Genomic DNA, 20,018 nt, shown 5'->3' with positions numbered 1-20,018 from the left:
TGTTTTTTTTTACATTTAAACAAATGTGTGTTATCTTAGTTTTAATGTTACTATTGTTAATACTGCCAACATAATACCTACAATCCAAAAACGAGTTACAATTTTACTTTCATGATATCCCGATTTTTGATAATGATGGTGTAATGGAGACATTTTAAATATGCGTTTTCCTACTCCGTATTTTTTCTTTGTGTATTTAAAAAATCCAACTTGCATTATTACAGATAAATTTTCAATTAAAAATATGCCTGCTAAAATTGGAATTAATAACTCTTTACGAACTGAAATTGCCAAAACAGCAATTATCCCTCCTATTGTTAAACTACCTGTATCTCCCATAAAAACCTGCGCTGGATAGGTATTATACCATAAAAACCCAACTAAAGCACCTACAAAAGCTGCTATAAAAATGGTCATTTCACCAGAATTTGGAATGTACATTACATCTAAATAATCTGCGAAAATTATGTTTCCAGAAACCCAAGCAAAAATACCTAGAGTTAGTACAATTATAGCCGAAGAACCAGCCGCTAATCCATCAATACCGTCTGTTAAATTAGCTCCATTTGAAACTGCAGTTATAATAAAAATTACTATTGGAATAAATACAATCCAAGCATAATCTCTAAGTCCATCACCAAAAAGATCTAAAACTACTGCATAGTCTAATTCGTTATTTTTTAAAAAAGGTATAGTTGTTTTTGCTGATTTATGAGCTTCAGCAAACAACACCGGCACACCTGCTTCTGTTTCGTATTGATATTGCTTAGGCAACTGCTCTTTTATAGTAACATCTGGATGAAAATACAACATAGCACCTACAAAAATTCCTAAAGTAATTTGACCTAATACTTTAAACCTTCCTTTTAAACCTTCTTTATTTTTTCTAAAAATCTTAATATAGTCATCAACAAAACCTATAGTTCCCATCCAAATTGTTGTAACTATTAAAATAATAATATAGACATTGTCTACTTTAGATAATAGTAAAACAGGAATTAGAGTTGCAAGTATTATTATTATTCCACCCATAGTTGGTGTACCAGCTTTTTCAACTTGACCATCTAACCCTAAATCTCTTACAGATTCTCCAACTTGCTTACGTTGTAAATAATTAATAACTCTTTTTCCATAAATTGTAGAAAACAACAATGAACCAATAAAAGCTAATGCAGAACGAAAAGTTATGTATTGAAACAACCCTGCCCCTGCCAAATTATAATGTTTGTCTAAATATTCGAATAAATAATATAACATTGTTTTATTTTTCTATAGCTTTTAATAATTGTGAAATTTTTTCGTAATCGTCAAAATGAGTACGTACTCCTTTAACTTCTTGATATGTTTCGTGACCTTTTCCTGCAATTAAAATAATATCATCTTTTTTTGCCAGTTTGGTTGCTGTCTTTATAGCTTGTTCTCTATCTACAATTGATAGTGTTTTTCTATAATTTTGAGGATCAACTCCCTCTTCAATCTCTTTTATAATTGTTTCAGAATCCTCATTTCTTGGATTGTCAGAAGTAAAGATTACTTGCGTACTAAGTTGCGAAGCAATGCGCCCCATAACCGGGCGTTTTGCTTTATCTCTATTTCCGCCACAACCTACAACAGTAATAACTTGCTCGTTTCCTGCTCTTATATCATTAATAGTTTCCAATACATTTTTTAATGCATCAGGCGTATGCGCATAATCAATTATTGCAGTAACTCCTTCTTTAGATCTAAAGTGCTGAAACCGCCCTGTTACATTTTCCAATTCACTTATTAAAGTCAATGCCTCAGTGGATTCTAACTCTAACAATTGCGAAACTCCATAAACTGCTAAAAGGTTATAAGCATTAAAGCTTCCTATTAATTTTGCACAAACTTCATTATTATTTATGTTTAAAAACAATCCAGAAAACTGATTTTCTAAAATCTTAGCTTTATAGTCTGCCATTGTTTTTAAAGCATATGTGTATTTTTTAGATACTGTATTTTGAAGCATTACCATACCATTTTTATCATCTACATTTACCAAAGAAAATGCGGTTTTTGGTAAATTGTCGAAAAATGATTTTTTTACATCCCTATATTCTTTAAACGAGTTATGATAATCTAAATGATCATGTGTTAAGTTTGTATAAACACCACCAGTAAAATGTAAACCAGCCGTTCTTTTTTGATGAATTCCATGTGAACTAACCTCCATAAAACAATAATCTACACCAGCTTCAACCATTTTATTTAAATAGCTATTAATTGCTAAAGAATCTGGCGTTGTATGCGTTGCATTAAATTGCTGATTGTCTACAAAAATTGTTACCGTAGATAACAATCCGGTTTTAAAACCAGCATTTTGAAATAATTTATACAATAAAGTAGCAATAGTTGTTTTCCCATTTGTACCCGTAACTCCTATCAATTTTAATTTTGAAGAAGGGTTTCCATAAAAGTTAGATGCCATTATAGCTAATGCTTCATTAGAATCTTTAACCTTAACATACGTTATTGCCTCTTCTAAAACTTTAGGAAATTCTTCACAAACAATTACTTTAGCTCCCAATTCAATGGCTTTACCTATAAATTTATGTCCGTCGAATACCAATCCTTTTTGAGCCACAAACAAATCATTTGGTTGAATTTTTCGCGAATCAAATTGTATTGCATTAATTAACACTTCAGTGTTTCCATGAACTGCATTAATACTTACTTTGTACAATATGTCTTTAAATACTTTCAACTACGATAATTTTATATTGATTGTTGCTCCTTTAACTAATTTTGCTCCTTCATTAAGCGATTGCGATACTACTTTTCCATTTCCAGAAAAACGCACTTTTAAACCTAAGTTTTCAAGTAAAGAAATAGCATCCATAGCCGCCATTCCTTTTACATTTGGAATTGATTTTATTTCCTTATTAGAAATGGCATAATATTTTTCAAAATCATTTTTAACATTTTCAAAATCTGGAGTTTTATTCTCAATTTCGTTTATAATATGATTTGTAGTATAAATTTTTTGAGCTATATCTTTAAACACTGGACCTGAAACATCTGCTCCATAAAAACCTGTTTTTGTATTAGGTTCATGAATTACTACAATACATGAGTATTTTGGATTTTCAGCCGGGAAATAACCTGTAAATGAAGAAATGTATTTTTTATCTTTTAACCACTCTTGATAATTCCCATATTTCACACGAGCCGTACCCGTTTTACCAGCCATTGAAAAGTCTTCAGAATATAATTTTCTTCCAGTTCCACGAGACACCACGTTTTTAAGTACTTCTTGAATTTTAGCAACTGTTTCTTTAGAACAAATAGCCTCATTTATAACCTCTTTTCCAAAAGATTCTACATGCTTATTCCAAGATCTAATTTCTTTTACAAATCTCGGTTTCACCATTTCACCATTATTAGCAATTGCATTGTAAAATGTTAATGTTTGCAATGGCGTTAACTCTAAATTATACCCGTATGCTATTGATGGCAAGGCATTTTTACTCCATATTTCATGGTCAGGATTTGGAATTAAAGGATTTCCCTCTCCTTTAATTGGCAACCCTAATTTATCATTCAAATTCATTTTATATAATGCATTAATGAATTTCTCTGGATGCTCACCAAAATTTTCATCTATTAACCTAGCAAAAGCTATATTTGAAGATACCTCTAACGCACGCGCTGCAGTTATTTTACCATAGCCACCTCTTTTAGAATCGTTAATATATCTTCCATGCATTCTATACCTTCCATTTCCAGTATCTACAACAGTACTAGTATCTATTGCACCAGTTTCTAATGCCACTACCATAGACATTAATTTAAACGCCGAACCAGGTTCATGAGATTCATAAACCGCATAGTTGCGTTTTTCATAATACTTACCTTCAGAACTTCTTCCTAAATTAGAAATAGCTTTAATTTCTCCAGTTTTGGTTTCCATAACCACAACACACCCGTGCTCTGCCTCATATAGTTCTAATTGCCTTAACAAAGAATGATGCGCAATATCTTGAATATTAACATTTAATGTTGTAACAATATCTTTTCCATTTACGGGTTCTTTTTCATTTCTATCATTAATAGGTTTCCATTGCCCCTTCGCAATTTTTTGCTCCAACCTTAAGCCATTTTTACCTTTTAAATATTTTCTATACGCACCTTCAATTCCCGGAGCACCTCTATAATCGTCGTAACCGATAGTTCTTTCAGCTACCTTACCTAAAGGATGCGCCCTTACCGTAGACTGTTTTGCTATAAAACCTCCTTTATACATTCCTAAATTAAAAATTGGGAAACTTTTAATTTTAATATACTCTGTATACCCCAATTTTCTAGCAATAAATAAATACCTATTTTTACTATTTCTAGCTTTTCTAATTTTACGCTCCCAATGCGAAGTAGAATTCCCCAACATTTTAGAAAGTTCTTGCGATAAGCCTCTTACATTTTTCTCAAAAACTTCACTAGCTACCGTAACCGCATCCATTCTAATTTCGTATTGCGACATAGAAGTTGCAAGCAAACTTCCATCTTCAGAAAAAACACTACCTCTATTTGCATAAATAGTATCATTTCTTAGCGTTAACTGCTCAGACAAATGCCTATATTTATCACCTTCAGCAAACTGAATGTTTGTTAAACGCACAATAATAGCCACCAACAGAAGCGCTATAACAACAACTACAACGTACAATTTATTTAGTATGCCTTTTTTTGTTACTGCCAATTTTTAATTATTTTTTTGTGATTACTCTTATAACTTGAGGCGGTTGTTCACTCGGCTTTATTCCAAGATCAACTACTTTTTTTCTTACTGTTGACTCCAATCTCATTTCCATTGAAATTGAGCGCTTATCTAAGAATTCCGCTCTTAACTCTTTAATTTCATTGGTTAATTTTGCAATTTCCATTACTTTTTTATCAGAACTATGTGCACTCGCAATCATTATTAACATAAGTACAACTACAAAAAAAATAAAACGCCAATTTTTAAAGGAATCTTTATTCACTAAAAAATCCCCTTTCAAAAGGTTAAATATGCTGGATTTTATAGCTGACATTTATTTAATTGTTGCGATTCTTAATTTGGCACTTCTAGCTCTATTATTTTTCTTTATTTCAGAAAAGCTTGGAATTATTAATTTTCCTACTTTTTTCATTGGCACATCTACATTACCAAACATATCTTTCTCTGGTTCCCCCTCAAACAAACCACTTCTAATAAACCTTTTCACCAATCTATCTTCTAATGAATGATAAGATATTACACTTAACCTTCCATCTTCGTTTAACAACTCTGGAATTTGTAATAAAAACTCTTTTAAAACTTCTATTTCTTGATTTACTTCAATACGTATACCTTGAAATATTTGTGCTAAAATTTTGTGCTCAACAGATTTTGGCACAAATTCACTCAACACCTCTTTAAGTTCAAAACTTGTTCTAATTTTTTTTTCAGAACGCGCCTCAACTATTTTTCTAGCAATAGCTTTAGCATTTCTTAACTCGCTGTATTGAAACAACACAGAACTCAACCTATCTTCTTCGTAATTGTTAACAACTTCAAAAGCAGACAAATGTCCTGCTTGATTCATACGCATATCTAAATCGGCATCAAAACGAGTTGAAAATCCACGTTCCGCCTCATCAAATTGATGTGATGAGACACCTAAATCAGCCAAAACACCATCTACTTTTCTTACACCATAAAATCTTAAATATCTTTTTATGAATCTAAAGTTTTGAGGTATTAAGGTAAACCTTGAATCATCAATACTATTTCTTTGTGCATCTTCATCTTGATCAAAAGCAAACAATTTCCCACTTTCATTCAACCTCCTCAAAATCTCTTTTGAATGTCCGCCACCCCCAAAAGTAACATCTACGTACACGCCATCGGGTTTAATATTTAAACCATCAACACTCTCTTTTAATAAAACTGGACTATGATATTCCATCGCTACCTATTATGTTACCCATTACTTCTTCTGCCAAATCTGCAGTATCACCTGCAGCATCGTTAATTGCTAATTCGTAGCTGTCTTTATCCCAAATTTCAATAATATTAACCGCCGAAGACAATACTACATTTTTAGAAATTCCTGCAAAGGCTTGTAAATCTTTTGGTATTAACAGCCTTCCAGAAGCATCTAATTCCACAATTTTAACACCCGCTGTAAAACGGCGAATAAAATCGTTATTCTTTTTAACAAAACGATTTAATTTATTCACTTCAGCCATCATAATATTCCATTCATTCATCGGATAAAGCTCTAAACACGGTTGAAACAGCGAACGTTTTAGCACAAAACCATCCTGTAAAATTGGACTTAATTGCTTTTTTAAAGCAGCAGAAAGCAGCAAACGCCCTTTGGCATCAGCCTTTCCTTCATATGTACCAATTAAATTTATCATTATGATTTTGTATAAAATCAAAAATATAAATTTTTTCCCACATTTCTCCACTTTTACCCACTTTGTTGATAACTTTTACCACCAAGCACTTATTTTGAGTTATTTTTTTGAAAAACAGCGAATTAATAATTATATTACCTGTATTTAGAAAAAAGCATTTTTTTAGAAAAAAAAGTTACCTTTGTAGTAAGCTTAAAATTTTAAAATTAATGAGCAAAAATTTTATTGAAGAGAACAAATTCAAGTATGTAGAGGCTGGAGAAGGACAACCAATAATTGTTCTTCATGGGCTTATGGGAGGTTTAAGCAATTTTGATGGAGTGCTTAACTATTTTTCTAAACAAGGATATAAAGTTATAATCCCTGTATTACCAATTTACACCTTACCATTACTTAAAACTAACGTTAAAAACTTAGCAAAATTTTTAAAAGACTTTATGGCTTATAAAAAAATTGATAAGGCAATTTTAATAGGAAATTCTTTAGGTGGTCATATTGCATTATATTTCACAAAATTAAACCAAAAAAATGTTACCGCTCTAGTATTAGCAGGAAGCTCTGGTTTGTATGAAAAATCTATGGGTGACACCTATCCTAAAAGAGGAAACTATGAATACATAAAGAAAAAAACTGAAGAAGTTTTTTACGACCCAAAAATAGCTACTAAAGAAACAGTTGACGAAATATATGAGTCTGTAAATGACAGACATAAAGTAATTAGAACCTTAACAATAGCCAAAAGCGCCATTAGACATAACATGGCAAAAGACTTGCCAAAAATGAGTATACCTACTTGTATTATATGGGGTAAAAACGATAGTGTTACACCGCCAGAAGTAGCTATAGATTTTGAAAAATTAATGCCTAATGCTGACTTATTTTGGATAGAAAAATGTGGCCATGCACCTATGATGGAACATCCAGATGAATTCAATAAAATTCTTAAAAATTGGCTCACAGACAGAAACCTTTAAAAGATGAAAATTAAAACAGCTAATTTTATAATTAGCAATAGTGACGTATCAAAATGTCCAAAAGAAAGATTGCCAGAATATGCTTTTATTGGGCGTTCTAATGTTGGAAAATCTTCTTTAATTAATATGCTAACCGGTCAAAATAAGTTAGCAAAAACATCTGGAAGACCTGGAAAAACACAATTAATAAACCATTTTAAAATAAACAATAATTGGTTTTTAGTTGATTTACCTGGTTATGGTTATGCTAAAGTTTCAAAAAGTGTAAAAAGGACATTTCAAAGTTTTATAAAAAATTACTTTCTACAAAGAGAACAGTTGATTTGCACTTTTGTTTTAATTGATTGTAGACACGAACCTCAAAAAATTGATTTAGAATTTATGGAATTTTTAGGTGAAAATGAAATACCTTTTTCTATCATTTTCACAAAATCTGACAAGTTAAAACTTTCTGAATTGAATAGAAATATTAAAAACTATTCAAAAAAAATGACTACAACTCTTTGGGAAGAAATGCCTAAATACTTTATTACATCTGCCACTTCAGCAGAAGGGAAAGAAGATCTTTTAGATTATATTGGTTCTATTAATGATCAATTAGAAATAAACAACTAATGGCTTCAACCAAAGGTAATTTAGAAGTATTATTTGAAGACAATCACCTAATAATAGTCAATAAAAAATCGGGTGATATTGTACAAGGAGACAAAACTGGAGATACACCTTTAAGTGAAATTGTTAAAGAGTACATTAAAGAAAAGTACAACAAACCCGGCAATGTATTTTTAGGTGTTGTGCATCGTTTAGACAGACCAACAACAGGAATTATAGTTTTTGCAAGAACTTCAAAAGCATTGGAACGTTTTAACAAAATGTTACGCGAAAAAACTGTAAATAAAACCTATTGGGCAGTTGTAAAAAACAAGCCAAAAAAAGAAATTGACACGTTAATTGGTTTTTTAAGAAAAAATCCAAAGAACAATAAATCTACATCGTATTCCTCTGAAATAAAAGGAAGCAAAAAAGCAATACTTCATTACAAATTACTAAAATCGTTAGATAATTACCATTTATTAGAAGTTAATTTAGAAACAGGACGCCATCATCAAATACGATGTCAATTATCTGCTATTGGAAGTCCAATTAAAGGCGATTTAAAATACGGTTTTGATAGAAGCAATAAAGATGCTAGCATTCATTTACATGCTCGTAAATTAAACTTTACGCACCCAGTGACTAAAGAAGTTATTTCAATAATTGCTCCTACTCCAAACGAAGTTATTTGGAATGCTTGCTGCCAATAATTGCGAATTAATCTCCGTCATTCTGAACTTGTTTCAGAACCTCATCACTACAGTAACTAAATATTGTGAGAACCTGAAACAAGTTTAGGTTGACGATAAAAAAAGGAGCAAAAATAATATTATTTTTACTCCTTGAAGGACTTTTTCACTATCCCTATTAAATAAATTAAGCCTTATTTTTCTTCGCCACAATTTCATCTAAACATAAATTACCAACACTTCCTTTATGTGTATGGTTTACAGTTTTATCTGGATTAAAAGTACCTTCTTCTATGTTTTTTCCTATAATTTTATAAGCATCTCTAAACGGTGTTCCGTTTTGAACTAACCTATTAACTTCCTCAACACTAAACATATACAAGTACTTCTCTTCTTCTACAATATTTGTTCTTACCTGAATATTTTTTAATGAATACGTCAACATTTCTAAACAAGATTTTAAGGTTGAAAATGAAGGAATTAAACCTTCTTTTAGCAATTGTAAATCTCTATGATATCCACTTGTAAGGTTGTTACTAATTAAGGTAAACTCCATTGGCAACGCTTGTAATTTGTTGCATTTACCACGAATTAATTCAAAAACATCTGGATTTTTTTTATGAGGCATAATACTAGAACCGGTGGTTAGTTCATCGGGAAATGAGATAAAACTAAAATTCTGACTCATATACAAACATATATCCATACTCATTTTAGACAATGTAGCAGCAACAGAACTTATTGCAAAAGAAACTGATTTCTCTAACTTACCACGTCCCATTTGAGCAGCAACTGAATTGTATTTCAACACTTCAAAATCTAATAATTTAGTAGTTTCATCCCTATCAATTGGAAACGAACTTCCGTAACCAGCAGCTGAACCCAACGGATTTTGATCGGCAACTTTATAAGCTGCTTTTAAAAAGTAAACATCATCAATCAACGTCTCTGCATACGCTGAAAACCACATTCCAAAAGAAGAAGGCATTGCTACTTGTAAATGCGTATAACCTGGCAATAGCACGTTTTTATACTGTTCTGCTAAAGATATTAACAAATCAAATAAATCATCAACCTCAGCGTTAATTTCATTCAACGCATCTTTTAAATACAAATGTACATCAACTAAAACTTGATCGTTTCTAGAGCGTGCAGTGTGTATTTTTTTTCCTGTATCACCTAATTTCTCCGTTAATAAAAACTCCACCTTAGAGTGTACATCTTCAAAAGAATCTTCAATTGTAAATTTTCCTTCTTCAATAGTTTTTAAAATCGCGTTTAATTCAATTTCTAAAGCTGAAATTTCTTCTGAAGTTAACAAACCTATTTTATGCAACATTTTAGCGTGTGCTAAATTCCCTATCACATCATATTTTGCTAAAATTAAATCTAATTCTCTATCGTTTCCAACGGTGAAAATATCTATTTTTTTATCTGTTGAAAATCCTTTATCCCAAAGTTTCATTTTATGTATGTTTAATGGTTTAACAGTTGAATGATGTAATAGTGTAAGGATAAATTTAAACTTTTAAACCTTTCCACATTTTAACTTTCAACTAAATTATTTCTTCTAATATTTTAATATATAAATCTATTCCTTCTTCAATTTCACGAATATAAATAAATTCGTCTGCCGTATGTGAGCGCAAACTTTCACCTGGTCCTAATTTTAATGATGGACAGGTTAAAATTGCTTGGTCTGAAATTGTTGGCGATCCATAGGTGTTTCTTCCTAATTTTATTCCTGCTTTTACAATTTCGTGATCTTTTGGTATTGATGAAGAGTTTAAACGTTGCGATCTAGGGCATACCTCAGATTTTACATTTTCAGCAACAATATCAAACACTTCTTGATTTGTATAACAATCGGTTACACGCACATCTACAACAAATTTACAACTTGAAGGTATAACATTATGTTGACTTCCCGCTTCAATTTGAGTTACCGTCATTCTAACTTCACCTAAAGTTTCAGAAACCTTTGGAAATTGATATGTTTTAAACCAATTAATATCTTCAATAGCATTATAAATGGCATTATCTGTATTTCCATGAGCTGCATGTCCCGAAGTTCCTTTTGCTTCACAATTTAAAACCATTAATCCTTTTTCTGAAATTGCCAAATTCATTAAAGTGGGTTCTCCTACAATTGCGAAATCAATTTCTGGCAATATTGGCACTATACTTACCAAACTATTTGGACCTGTATTTTCTTCTTCGGCAGAAGCAACCATTAAAAAGTTATATTTTAAATCTTTTCTATTGTATAAATAAGTGAATGTTGCCAATAACGAAACCAAACAACCACCTGCATCATTACTTCCCAAACCATACAATTTACCATCAACAATTTCTGGTTTTAACGGATCTCGGGTATATCCTTTGTTAGGTTTTACCGTATCATGATGCGAGTTTAACATAATTGTTTTTTTTGAAGCATCAAAATACTTGTTTGTAGCCCAAACATTATTAACCTTAGTTTCAAATTTTATATTATGATCTAAAAACCATTGCTTTATTAATAAAGCCGTTTCATTTTCTTCACCAGAAAACGATTGTTTAGAAATTAATTTTTGAAGCAATTCTATAGCTTCTTTTGTAAGTTTTTCTATCATTTTTACAAACTTAGTGTTGTATATAATTTAATCTCATTTTTAACCAATGACGTATCTCCAATTTTAACCTTATCAACGCCTTTTTTAAGCGAATTAAAGCAATTATGCATTTTAGGAAGCATTCCGTCAGCAATAATTCCTTGCGCTATTAATTGCTCATATTTTTCTGAATTAATTTCAGCAATAACAGAATCTTTATCATCAATATTATCAAGAACTCCTTTTAATTCAAACACAAAATTTAATTCGGTTTTATATAGATTACTCATTCCAATGGCTACTTCTGAAGCTATTGTATCTGCATTTGTATTTAATAATTGTCCATTTTTATCATGCGTAATGGCACAAAAAACTGGCGTTACATTATTTTGAAGTAGTACATTAATTATTTCTGAATTAATAGCATCAACATCACCCGCAAAACCATAATCAATATCTTTTACAATTCGTTTGTGCGCTAAAATACAATTTGCATCAACACCTGATAAACCCATTGCATTACAACCAAAGCTTTGTAATTTTGCAGTAATATTTTTATTTAACAGCCCAGCGTAAACCATAGTTACAACTTCTACAGTTGCAGCATCCGTTACTCTGCGTCCATTTATCATTTGAGGTTTTAATCCCATTGCCGAAGATACTTCCGTAGCTTTTTTTCCACCTCCGTGAACTAAAATTTTAGGACCTTCTAGTGTTGCAAAATCTTTTAAAAACGAGAATAATGCTTCTTCATTATTAATAACGTTACCTCCTATTTTTACAATTTTTAATTTTTGATTACTCATTATGAATTATATGATGAGATTCTGAAACAAGTTCAGAATGACGATTAAAATATGGATTTATACTTATAAATTTTCTACAATTTTTTTCATTACAATTTGAGCTGCATAGGTTCTATTATTTGCTTGTTGAATTACAATTGAATTGTTTGAATCGATCACCTCATCTGTAACAATTACATTTCTTCTAACAGGTAAACAATGCATAAATTTTCCATTGTTGGTTAAACTCATTTTATCGACAGTAATCATCCAACTAGCATCTTTATTTACAACTTTACCATAGTCTTTAAATGAACTCCAATTTTTTACATATACAAAATCGGCATTTTCTAAAGCTTTTTCTTGATTGTATTCAATTTTAGAATTTTTAGTTATTTCTGGATCTAATTCATATCCTTCTGGATGCGTAATTACAAAATCAGCATCTTGTAATTGCATCATTTCTACAAAAGAATTAGCAACTGCATGTGGTAAAGCTCTTGGATGCGGTGCCCAAGAAAGCACAACTTTTGGTTTGTGTGAAACCTTAAATTCTTCCATAGTTATAGCATCTGCCAAAGCTTGTAAAGGATGTCCAGTTGCACTTTCCATATTAACAACTGGAATACCAGCATATTTTCTAAAACTTTCTAGTACTTGTTCTGCTTTATCTGCTTCTTTATCTGTTAAACTAGCAAAAGCTCTAATTGCAACTATATCACAATATTGAGCTATAACTTTTGCAGCCTCTTTTACGTGTTCAGATTTACCTTGATCCATTACTGTTCCATCTTCAAACTCTAGCTGCCAGCCCTCGCTACCAAAATTCATTACTATACAATTTAACCCTAGATTTTGAGCTGCTTTTTGCGTACTTAAACGTGTACGTAAACTATTGTTAAAAAACAATAAACAAATAGTTTTATCCTTTCCAATAAAATTAAATTTTAGTTCATTTTTTTTTAATTCAACAGCCTCTTTTACAGTTTCTTGTAAATTATCTAAATCGTTAATATGTAAGTAATTTTGCATTTTATTTTAATATTATTTTAGTAAACTCGGATGCATTATCAATTGCATCTACTATAAAGTTATCGTTTAATCCGTTTAAAATCCACGTTTCAATTTTTGCTTGTTGTGCAATTTCAGCTGCATCAATTTTAGTTGTCATTCCTCCAGTTCCATGTAATGAAATTGAATTTTGTATTTGTTTTTTTAAGACTTTAACATCAGAAGCTTCTTTAATAGTTTTAGCACATTTAGCATCGATAGATTCTTTTGTGTAAACACCATTTGTATTTGTTGCTATTAACAATAAATCCACATCTAACAAAACAGCTGCTAATGCAGATAGTTTATCATTATCTCCAAATTTTATTTCATCGGTTGCAACAGTATCGTTTTCATTAATAATTGGTATATAATTATTGGTTAGCAATACATTAATCGTATTTTTAATATTGGTTCTAGATTGTTTTTTTTCGAAATCTGAATACGACAATAAACATTGCGAGGTTAGCAAGCCAAGTTCCCAAAAATTCTCATGAAAAATACGCATTAAATGTGGCTGACCAATAGAAGCTAAAGCTTGTTTTACATTTATTGGTTTTCCATTGCTTTCTAGTTCTACAAACTGTTTAGCCACAGCAATTGCTCCAGAACTTACAATAACAAATTCGTATGTATCTTTTAATGAAGCTATTTGACGCGCAATATCTTCTAATTTTCCTCTCGAAATTTGATTGGTTTCTTTTGTTAATACATTAGAACCAATTTTTAATAAAATTCTTTTTTTATCTGATTTGCCCATCTCCAAAAATAAACCATTTATTTGTGACCAAATGTTGTAAACCCATTGGACCTCTATGGTGCAATTTATCTGTACTTATTGCCAATTCACCACCTAAACCAAACTGACCTCCATCAGTAAAACGAGTAGAGGCATTTTGATAAACAGCTGCTGTATCTACAGACTGCATAAAAATTTGAGCTGATTCATTATTTTTTGTAATAATAGAAGCTGAATGTCCACCGCCATATTTATTTATTTTAGCAATGGCTTCATTTATATTTTCAATACTTCCTAAAACAATTTTATAATCTAAAAACTCTTCAAACCAAATTTCATCACTTTTAATTTCTTTAACGTGATCATATTTTGAAATAATAGCATCACCTAAAATTTTAACATCTGCCGTCATTAGTTTTTCAATTAAACTTTTAACAAAATTGGATTTAGAAATTAGTTCATCATGAATTAATACTTTATCAACAGCATTACACGCAGAAATTTTAGCAGTTTTCGCATTAAATATAACATTTAAAGCTATGTTTAAATCTGCTTCAGCATCTACATAAACAAAGTTATTTCCACGTCCGCTTACAATTACCGGGCAAGATGCATTCTGTTTTACAAACTCAATTAATTTTTCACCTCCACGAGGTACAATTAAATCAACTTTTTGAGTAGGGTTTTCTAAAAAAGCCTGTGTTTCAGTTCTATTATAATTTAAATAAGCCACCCAATCTGTAGAAATATTATGAGCCTTTAAAGCTTTATGCCATAATTCTACAATTTTTAAGTTAGACTTTGCAGATTCTTTTCCTCCTTTTAGTAAAATTTTATTACCAGATTTAAATGCAATTCCTGCAGCTTCAACGGTAACGTCTGGTCTAGATTCATAAATAATTAAAACCGTACCAAAAGGTGCGGTTTTATTAATTATATTCATTCCATTTGTATGCGTAAAATTATAAAGTTCTTTATTTAATGGATCAACATCGTCTACTAATTGCTTTAAAGACAATACCATTCCATCAATTTTTGCAGTATCTACTTTTAAACGGTCATACATTGCCAAATCACCGCCTTTATATGCATCGACTTCAACTTTATTAACAGCCAAAATTTCAGCTTGTTTCTGCTGAATTAATTCAGCCATTGTAAGCAATACATTATTTCTTTGTTGTTCTGTTAGCATTGCATTCATTATACTAAAACTTCTTTTAAGGCTTTTATAAAAATAGCCACTTGTTCTTTTGTTATTGTTAAAGGAGGTAATATTCTTAGTAAATTTTTATTACTAGACCCTCCGGTAAAAATATGTTTATCAAAAATTAATTTTTTACGTAATTCGCCAACTTCAAAATCAAATTCAAGACCTAACATTAAACCTTTCCCTTTTACTTTCTTAATTTTTGGAACCGATTTAATTTCTTCTAAGAAATAGTTGTAAACATCATTTACATTATCCATTAAATGTTCTTCTTCAAGAATATTTAAAACTGAAATTGCTGCTGCACAAGCCAAATGATTTCCTCCAAAAGTAGTACCCAACATACCATATTTTGCTTTAATTTTTTTTGAAATTAAAACACCTCCAATTGGAAATCCGTTTGCCATTCCTTTTGCAGTAGTAATAATATCTGGCTTAATTTTATGATGTTGAAATGCAAAAAATTGACCACTTCTACCGTAACCAGATTGAATTTCATCTAGAATTAATATGGTTTTAGTTTTTTTACACTCTTTTCTAACTTTTTTAAAGAATTTTTTCTTTCCTTCATCTAAACCACCAACACCTTGAATTCCCTCAATAATTACAGCAGCCACATCTCCTTTACCCAGCTCGTGAACCACCAATTCAATATTATTTAAAGGAAGAAAAGTTACTTCTTGCTGTAAATTTATAGGAGCATTTATATTTAAATTATCCGTAGCTGCAACAGCAGCTGATGTTCGTCCGTGAAAAGCATTTTTAAAAGAAACAACCCTACTTCTACCAGTGATAAAAGAGGCTAATTTTAAAGCATTTTCATTTGCTTCGGCTCCAGAATTACATAAAAATAAATTGTATTTATCACACCCAGAAATGCGTCCTAACTTTTCAGCTAGTTCTTGTTGTAACGGGTTTTGAATTGAGTTAGAATAAAATCCTATTTTCTCAATTTGTTCTTTTATAGCTGAAACATACTTTGGGTGCGAATGCCCCACAGAAATAACTCCATGGCCACCATATAAATCTAAATATTTTGTTCCTTTATCATCCCAAACATAAGCGCCTTCAGCTTTTACAGGTGTTACATTATACAACGGATAAACATCGAATAGTTCCATAATTTATATATTTTAAATCTGATTAATTTTTTCAAAAGAAGTAACTAAACCTCTTATTAATGAAGCGCTTAAACCTTGATGTTCCATTTCGTTTAAACCTTCAATAGTACAACCACTTGGAGTAGTTACTTTATCAATTTCTTCTTCAGGATGATTTCCTGATTTAATTAATAAACTAGCTGCACCTAATGCAGTTTGCATAGATAACTCTTGAGCCTCTTTAGCGTCAAAACCTAATTGAACTGCACCTTGTGTTGTAGCTCTAATTAAACGCATCCAAAAAGCAATTCCACTAGCACAAATAACAGTTGCTGCTTGCATTAAATTTTCTTCAATACACATAGTTTGACCTAAAGAATTAAAGATACTTTTTGCCAATTCAATATTTTTAACACCTTTTGAATTTGCACTCATACAAGTCATAGATTGTTTAACTGAAATTGCGGTATTCGGCATACATCTCACAATAGCTACTTCATTTCCAATAACAGTTTCTAGATCTGCTATTTTCCTACCCGTTACAACAGAAATTATAGTGTGTCTTTTAGGGTTTACCACCTCTTTAATTTCTTCTAAAACGCCCTGTAAATGAGCTGGCTGTACCGCAATAATTATAACATCTGAAAAACAAACTGCTTTTCTATTATCGGTTGAAATTTTAACGTTTGGCAACTTACTCCAAGACTCTAAAGATGCTGTATTTCGCTTTGTTAAATACAAATTTTTAAACTTAAAATTATCTTGCGATAAAATTCCAAGCGCTATTGAATACCCTAAATTTCCTGTACCTAAAATTGCAATCTTCATAATTATTATTGTTGGTTATTGGTTGCTTGTTGTTCGTTTTAATCTTTCAATTAACTAAAATGAATTTGCTTTTAATTTTAATCCTGCTGTTTCTTCAAAACCAAACATTAAATTCATATTTTGAATTGCCTGACCAGATGCTCCTTTTAATAGATTATCTATTTCTGAAGTAATCAACAACATTCCTTCGTGTTTTTGTAAATGTAAAAAGCAATTATTTGTATTTACAACTTGTTTTAAATTTATTGGCGTTTTAGATATATGTGTAAAAACGGCATCTTTATAAAAATCTTCAAATAAATTAAATGCTTTTTCTATACTTTCATCAAATTCTAAATAGATAGATGCAAAAATTCCACGACTAAAATTCCCTCTATTTGGTATAAAAAACAAGTCTTTATTAAAATTATTTTGAAGGCTTTTTATACTTTCTCCAATTTCACCTAAATGTTGATGTGTAAATGCTTTATAAATCGAAAAATTATTATCTCTCCACGCAAAATGTGTTGTTGCTCCTGGTGAAACACCAGCACCTGTAGCTCCAGTTGTAGCGTTAATATGTACCGAACTATTTAACAGACCTGCTTTAGCTAATGGTAATAATGCCAATTCAATTGATGTTGCAAAACAACCTGGATTAGCAATATTTTTTGCTGTTTTAATTTTTTCTTTTTGAAGTTCTGGAAGTCCATACACAAATTCTTTTCCTTGAAAAACAGCATCATTATTCAACCTAAAATCGTTGCTTAAATCAATAATTTTTGTGTTTTCTGAAAAAGAATTATTTTCTAAAAATGCAGTTGAATTTCCGTGACCTAAACATAAAAACAAGACATCTACATTTGGATTAATTTCTCCCGTAAATTTTAAATCTATTGCACCTAATAAATCTTGATGCACTTGGCAAATATAGTTTCCTGCATTTGATGTACTGTAAACAAAGTCTAAAGCAACTTTTGGGTGATTAACCAGTAATCTAATTAATTCTCCTGCAGTGTATCCTGCTCCTCCAACAATTCCAACTTTAATCATAATTATGAATTTACGCTGTGATAAATTTTATTAGCTGTTCCTAATATTTTAATAAATCCTTTGGCATCTTCAGCACTCCAAGCTTTGTTAGTTTCTCCATATTCACCAAATTTAGATTTCATTAAATCATGTTTAGATTCAATTCCATTTAAACTAAAATGATATGGTTTTAAAGTTACAAAAACTTCACCAGTAACAGTTTTTTGAGAGTTTTCTAAATATGCTTCAATGTCTCGCATAGCAGGTTCAAAATATTGTCCATCATGCAATAACATACCATAAGTACTACCCAAACCTTCTTTTAAGTTTTGTTGCCATTTAGAAAGCACGTGTTTTTCTAATAAGTGATGCGCCTTAATAATTACTGTTGCGGCAGCAGCTTCAAAACCAACTCTACCTTTAATACCAACAATGGTATCTCCAACATGAATATCACGTCCAATAGCGTATTTTGATGCAATAGCTTCAACTTTTAAAATATTGTTTACCGGTGTGTCCATTTCACCATTTACTCCAACCAATTGTCCTTTTTCAAAATGAAGTTTTAGATCTGTTGGTCCTGTTTTCTCTAACTGACTTGGGTAGGCTTCTTCAGGTAAAGCTTGATGCGATGTTAAGGTTTCTACACCTCCAATACTTGTACCCCAAATACCTTTATTTATAGAGTATTTTGCTTGAGACCAAGGGTAGTCTACACCGTGTTTTTTTAAATAGTCAATTTCTTCTTTTCTAGATAATTTTAAATCTCTAATAGGACTAATAATTTCAATATCTGGTGCTAAAGTTTGAAAAATCATATCAAAACGCACTTGATCGTTTCCTGCTCCTGTACTTCCGTGAGCAATATATTTTGCATTTATTTTTTTAGCATATTCTACTACTTCTATTGCTTGAAAAACACGCTCTGCACTTACCGATAAAGGGTATGTATTATTCTTTAACACATTACCATACACCATAAATTTAATGGCTTTTTCATAATAACCATCCAAAATACTATGATTGGTATGTGATTTTACACCCATATCATAGGCTTTAGCTTCAACAATTTTTAATTCTTCCGAAGAAAAACCTCCAGTATTTACTAATACACTGTGAACTTCTAGATTAAGCTCGTTTTGTAAATATTTTACACAATATGATGTGTCTAAACCTCCGCTATATGCAACTACAACTTTTTCCATGACTTTTACTTATTACTTTTTTTTAAAAACAATGATTGTTTAATTTTTTTTAATCTGTTTAATACTTTTAAATTGAATTTGTGTTTTTTTACGTTTTGTTGTGCTTTTGGATCGTATAACATTCCTGTACACAAACACATTTTACGTTCTGTTCTAGTTAAAACATCAAAATTCTTACAAGTTCTACACCCGTTCCAAAACCCTTCATCTGTAGTTAATTCAGAAAACGTTACTGGTTGATAACCCAATTCGTAATTAATTTTTAAAACAGCTAAACCTGTAGTTATACCAAAAACTTTAGCTCCGGGATATTTTTCTTGAGAATATTCTAGTATTTTCTTTTTAATAGTTTTTGCCAAACCTTGGTTTCTAAAATTTGGATGTACTATTAAACCCGAGTTCACCACAAAAGAAGCATTATCCCAAGTTTCTATATAACAAAACCCTGCAAATTCATCATTTTCAGTAGCAATTACAGCATCACCTGTACTAATTTTTTTTATGATATATTCTGGAGATCTTTGCGCTATACCAGTACCTCTCACTTTTGCAGACTCTTCAATAGTCTTACAAATTAATTCCGCATATTTAATATGCGATATATTAGCAATAACAACTTTCATTGATTACTTTTTAAATTTTATAAATGTATTTTGATGTTTGTTTGAAATGTGAAAACGGACGCACCGTAATCAATAGAAATTTATGCCCTCAAGGGGCGACGAGTAATGCGGCGTGTAGTAAGTATGTTAAAACGCTGTGTTTTCATTGATACAAATTTACATAAATATTTCAAAGCAAACATCAATTTGTTTAATAATTAACAATATTTTTATA

General features: G+C 30.7%; 20 protein-coding genes. 3 read left to right on the top strand and 17 right to left on the bottom strand.

From position 1 onward, the window contains the following. Nucleotides 1-30 precede the first annotated feature (30 nt). Genes mraY through MKD41_RS14785 form a run of 6 tightly spaced genes read right to left on the bottom strand, consistent with a single transcriptional unit; the run spans nucleotide 31 to nucleotide 6,405 of the window. Nucleotides 31-1,257 carry a phospho-N-acetylmuramoyl-pentapeptide-transferase gene (mraY, locus tag MKD41_RS14810; protein ID WP_240243120.1) on the bottom strand — a complete coding sequence of 409 codons (1,227 nt, stop codon included), beginning with the start codon at nucleotides 1,255-1,257 and terminating at the stop codon, nucleotides 31-33. Between the two features lie 4 nt (nucleotides 1,258-1,261). Beyond that, on the bottom strand, nucleotides 1,262-2,725 hold the full coding sequence (locus tag MKD41_RS14805) for a UDP-N-acetylmuramoyl-L-alanyl-D-glutamate--2,6-diaminopimelate ligase (protein ID WP_240243119.1): 1,464 nt from the start codon (nucleotides 2,723-2,725) through the stop codon (nucleotides 1,262-1,264). Beyond that, a complete protein-coding gene (locus MKD41_RS14800) occupies nucleotides 2,726-4,717 on the bottom strand; it encodes a penicillin-binding protein (protein WP_240243118.1) in 1,992 nt (663 codons plus the stop codon). A 7-nt stretch (nucleotides 4,718-4,724) separates the two neighbouring features. Continuing rightward, nucleotides 4,725-5,051 carry an FtsL-like putative cell division protein gene (locus MKD41_RS14795; protein ID WP_371824271.1) on the bottom strand — a complete coding sequence of 109 codons (327 nt, stop codon included), beginning with the start codon at nucleotides 5,049-5,051 and terminating at the stop codon, nucleotides 4,725-4,727. Beyond that, nucleotides 5,052-5,948 (bottom strand): 16S rRNA (cytosine(1402)-N(4))-methyltransferase RsmH, encoded by an 897-nt coding sequence (gene rsmH, locus MKD41_RS14790; RefSeq protein ID WP_240243117.1) that lies wholly within the window; start codon nucleotides 5,946-5,948, stop codon nucleotides 5,052-5,054. Continuing rightward, nucleotides 5,935-6,405 carry a division/cell wall cluster transcriptional repressor MraZ gene (locus MKD41_RS14785; protein ID WP_240243116.1) on the bottom strand — a complete coding sequence of 157 codons (471 nt, stop codon included), beginning with the start codon at nucleotides 6,403-6,405 and terminating at the stop codon, nucleotides 5,935-5,937. The genes rsmH and MKD41_RS14785 overlap by 14 nt, the downstream gene beginning before the upstream one ends. A 209-nt stretch (nucleotides 6,406-6,614) precedes the next feature. Here MKD41_RS14785 and MKD41_RS14780 point away from each other — a divergent pair, with 209 nt between their 5' ends. The 3 genes from MKD41_RS14780 to MKD41_RS14770 are packed head-to-tail and all read left to right on the top strand — an operon-like array spanning nucleotide 6,615 to nucleotide 8,683. Next, entirely contained in the window at nucleotides 6,615-7,379 is a 765-nt protein-coding gene (locus MKD41_RS14780) for an alpha/beta fold hydrolase (protein WP_240243115.1), read from the top strand. A gap of 3 nt (nucleotides 7,380-7,382) precedes the next feature. Beyond that, nucleotides 7,383-7,994, top strand: coding sequence for a ribosome biogenesis GTP-binding protein YihA/YsxC (yihA, locus tag MKD41_RS14775; protein ID WP_240243114.1), 612 nt, complete (start codon nucleotides 7,383-7,385; stop codon nucleotides 7,992-7,994). Further along, on the top strand, nucleotides 7,994-8,683 hold the full coding sequence (locus tag MKD41_RS14770) for an RluA family pseudouridine synthase (protein ID WP_240243113.1): 690 nt from the start codon (nucleotides 7,994-7,996) through the stop codon (nucleotides 8,681-8,683). Before yihA ends, MKD41_RS14770 begins: the two co-directional genes overlap by 1 nt. 166 nt (nucleotides 8,684-8,849) lie before the next feature. Here the strand turns inward: MKD41_RS14770 and argH are convergent, their stop codons facing one another. From argH to MKD41_RS14715, 11 genes are all read right to left on the bottom strand, one after another. Continuing rightward, entirely contained in the window at nucleotides 8,850-10,127 is a 1,278-nt protein-coding gene (gene argH / locus MKD41_RS14765; RefSeq protein WP_240243112.1) for an argininosuccinate lyase, read from the bottom strand. Between the two features lie 91 nt (nucleotides 10,128-10,218). After that, nucleotides 10,219-11,277, bottom strand: a complete 1,059-nt coding sequence (locus MKD41_RS14760; RefSeq protein ID WP_240243111.1) for a M20 family metallo-hydrolase — start codon at nucleotides 11,275-11,277, stop codon at nucleotides 10,219-10,221. Between the two features lie 2 nt (nucleotides 11,278-11,279). Beyond that, nucleotides 11,280-12,062, bottom strand: coding sequence for an acetylglutamate kinase (argB, locus tag MKD41_RS14755; protein ID WP_240243110.1), 783 nt, complete (start codon nucleotides 12,060-12,062; stop codon nucleotides 11,280-11,282). A gap of 63 nt (nucleotides 12,063-12,125) precedes the next feature. Then, nucleotides 12,126-13,073, bottom strand: coding sequence for an N-acetylornithine carbamoyltransferase (locus MKD41_RS14750; RefSeq protein ID WP_240243109.1), 948 nt, complete (start codon nucleotides 13,071-13,073; stop codon nucleotides 12,126-12,128). Nucleotide 13,074: 1 nt separating this feature from the next. Next, a complete protein-coding gene (gene proB, locus MKD41_RS14745) occupies nucleotides 13,075-13,851 on the bottom strand; it encodes a glutamate 5-kinase (RefSeq protein ID WP_240245050.1) in 777 nt (258 codons plus the stop codon). Next, a complete protein-coding gene (locus tag MKD41_RS14740) occupies nucleotides 13,835-15,031 on the bottom strand; it encodes a glutamate-5-semialdehyde dehydrogenase (RefSeq protein ID WP_240243108.1) in 1,197 nt (398 codons plus the stop codon). Before MKD41_RS14740 ends, proB begins: the two co-directional genes overlap by 17 nt. After that, the gene (locus tag MKD41_RS14735) at nucleotides 15,031-16,158 is read right to left on the bottom strand and encodes an aspartate aminotransferase family protein (protein WP_240243107.1); all 1,128 of its coding nucleotides are present in this window, start codon (nucleotides 16,156-16,158) and stop codon (nucleotides 15,031-15,033) included. Before MKD41_RS14735 ends, MKD41_RS14740 begins: the two co-directional genes overlap by 1 nt. 12 nt (nucleotides 16,159-16,170) lie before the next feature. Next, on the bottom strand, nucleotides 16,171-16,965 hold the full coding sequence (gene proC, locus MKD41_RS14730; protein WP_240243106.1) for a pyrroline-5-carboxylate reductase: 795 nt from the start codon (nucleotides 16,963-16,965) through the stop codon (nucleotides 16,171-16,173). A gap of 54 nt (nucleotides 16,966-17,019) precedes the next feature. Then, complete coding sequence (argC, locus tag MKD41_RS14725; RefSeq protein ID WP_240243105.1) at nucleotides 17,020-17,997, bottom strand: N-acetyl-gamma-glutamyl-phosphate reductase; 978 nt, start codon at nucleotides 17,995-17,997, stop codon at nucleotides 17,020-17,022. A gap of 2 nt (nucleotides 17,998-17,999) precedes the next feature. Continuing rightward, entirely contained in the window at nucleotides 18,000-19,181 is a 1,182-nt protein-coding gene (locus MKD41_RS14720) for an argininosuccinate synthase (protein ID WP_240243104.1), read from the bottom strand. A 5-nt stretch (nucleotides 19,182-19,186) separates the two neighbouring features. After that, complete coding sequence (locus MKD41_RS14715) at nucleotides 19,187-19,804, bottom strand: GNAT family N-acetyltransferase (RefSeq protein WP_240243103.1); 618 nt, start codon at nucleotides 19,802-19,804, stop codon at nucleotides 19,187-19,189. Between the last annotated feature and the right edge of the window lie 214 nt (nucleotides 19,805-20,018).

The sequence above is a fragment of the Lutibacter sp. A64 genome (genome assembly GCF_022429565.1).
In the GTDB taxonomy this organism is placed as follows: domain Bacteria; phylum Bacteroidota; class Bacteroidia; order Flavobacteriales; family Flavobacteriaceae; genus Lutibacter.
This window is presented reverse-complemented; position numbering and strand designations above follow the sequence as displayed.

Bases quoted from the DNA above. Each gene is read 5' to 3' on its own strand.
- mraY (WP_240243120.1), bottom strand. From the start codon at position 1,257: ATGTTATATTATTTATTCGAATATTTAGACAAACATTATAATTTGGCA.
- MKD41_RS14795 (WP_371824271.1), bottom strand. From the start codon at position 5,051: ATGTCAGCTATAAAATCCAGCATATTTAACCTTTTGAAAGGGGATTTT.
- rsmH (WP_240243117.1), bottom strand. From the start codon at position 5,948: ATGGAATATCATAGTCCAGTTTTATTAAAAGAGAGTGTTGATGGTTTA.
- MKD41_RS14785 (WP_240243116.1), bottom strand. From the start codon at position 6,405: ATGATAAATTTAATTGGTACATATGAAGGAAAGGCTGATGCCAAAGGG.
- MKD41_RS14780 (WP_240243115.1), top strand. From the start codon at position 6,615: ATGAGCAAAAATTTTATTGAAGAGAACAAATTCAAGTATGTAGAGGCT.
- yihA (WP_240243114.1), top strand. From the start codon at position 7,383: ATGAAAATTAAAACAGCTAATTTTATAATTAGCAATAGTGACGTATCA.
- MKD41_RS14770 (WP_240243113.1), top strand. From the start codon at position 7,994: ATGGCTTCAACCAAAGGTAATTTAGAAGTATTATTTGAAGACAATCAC.
- argH (WP_240243112.1), bottom strand. From the start codon at position 10,127: ATGAAACTTTGGGATAAAGGATTTTCAACAGATAAAAAAATAGATATT.
- MKD41_RS14760 (WP_240243111.1), bottom strand. From the start codon at position 11,277: ATGATAGAAAAACTTACAAAAGAAGCTATAGAATTGCTTCAAAAATTA.
- argB (WP_240243110.1), bottom strand. From the start codon at position 12,062: ATGAGTAATCAAAAATTAAAAATTGTAAAAATAGGAGGTAACGTTATT.
- MKD41_RS14750 (WP_240243109.1), bottom strand. From the start codon at position 13,073: ATGCAAAATTACTTACATATTAACGATTTAGATAATTTACAAGAAACT.
- proB (WP_240245050.1), bottom strand. From the start codon at position 13,851: ATGGGCAAATCAGATAAAAAAAGAATTTTATTAAAAATTGGTTCTAAT.
- MKD41_RS14740 (WP_240243108.1), bottom strand. From the start codon at position 15,031: ATGAATGCAATGCTAACAGAACAACAAAGAAATAATGTATTGCTTACA.
- MKD41_RS14735 (WP_240243107.1), bottom strand. From the start codon at position 16,158: ATGGAACTATTCGATGTTTATCCGTTGTATAATGTAACACCTGTAAAA.
- proC (WP_240243106.1), bottom strand. From the start codon at position 16,965: ATGAAGATTGCAATTTTAGGTACAGGAAATTTAGGGTATTCAATAGCG.
- argC (WP_240243105.1), bottom strand. From the start codon at position 17,997: ATGATTAAAGTTGGAATTGTTGGAGGAGCAGGATACACTGCAGGAGAA.
- MKD41_RS14720 (WP_240243104.1), bottom strand. From the start codon at position 19,181: ATGGAAAAAGTTGTAGTTGCATATAGCGGAGGTTTAGACACATCATAT.
- MKD41_RS14715 (WP_240243103.1), bottom strand. From the start codon at position 19,804: ATGAAAGTTGTTATTGCTAATATATCGCATATTAAATATGCGGAATTA.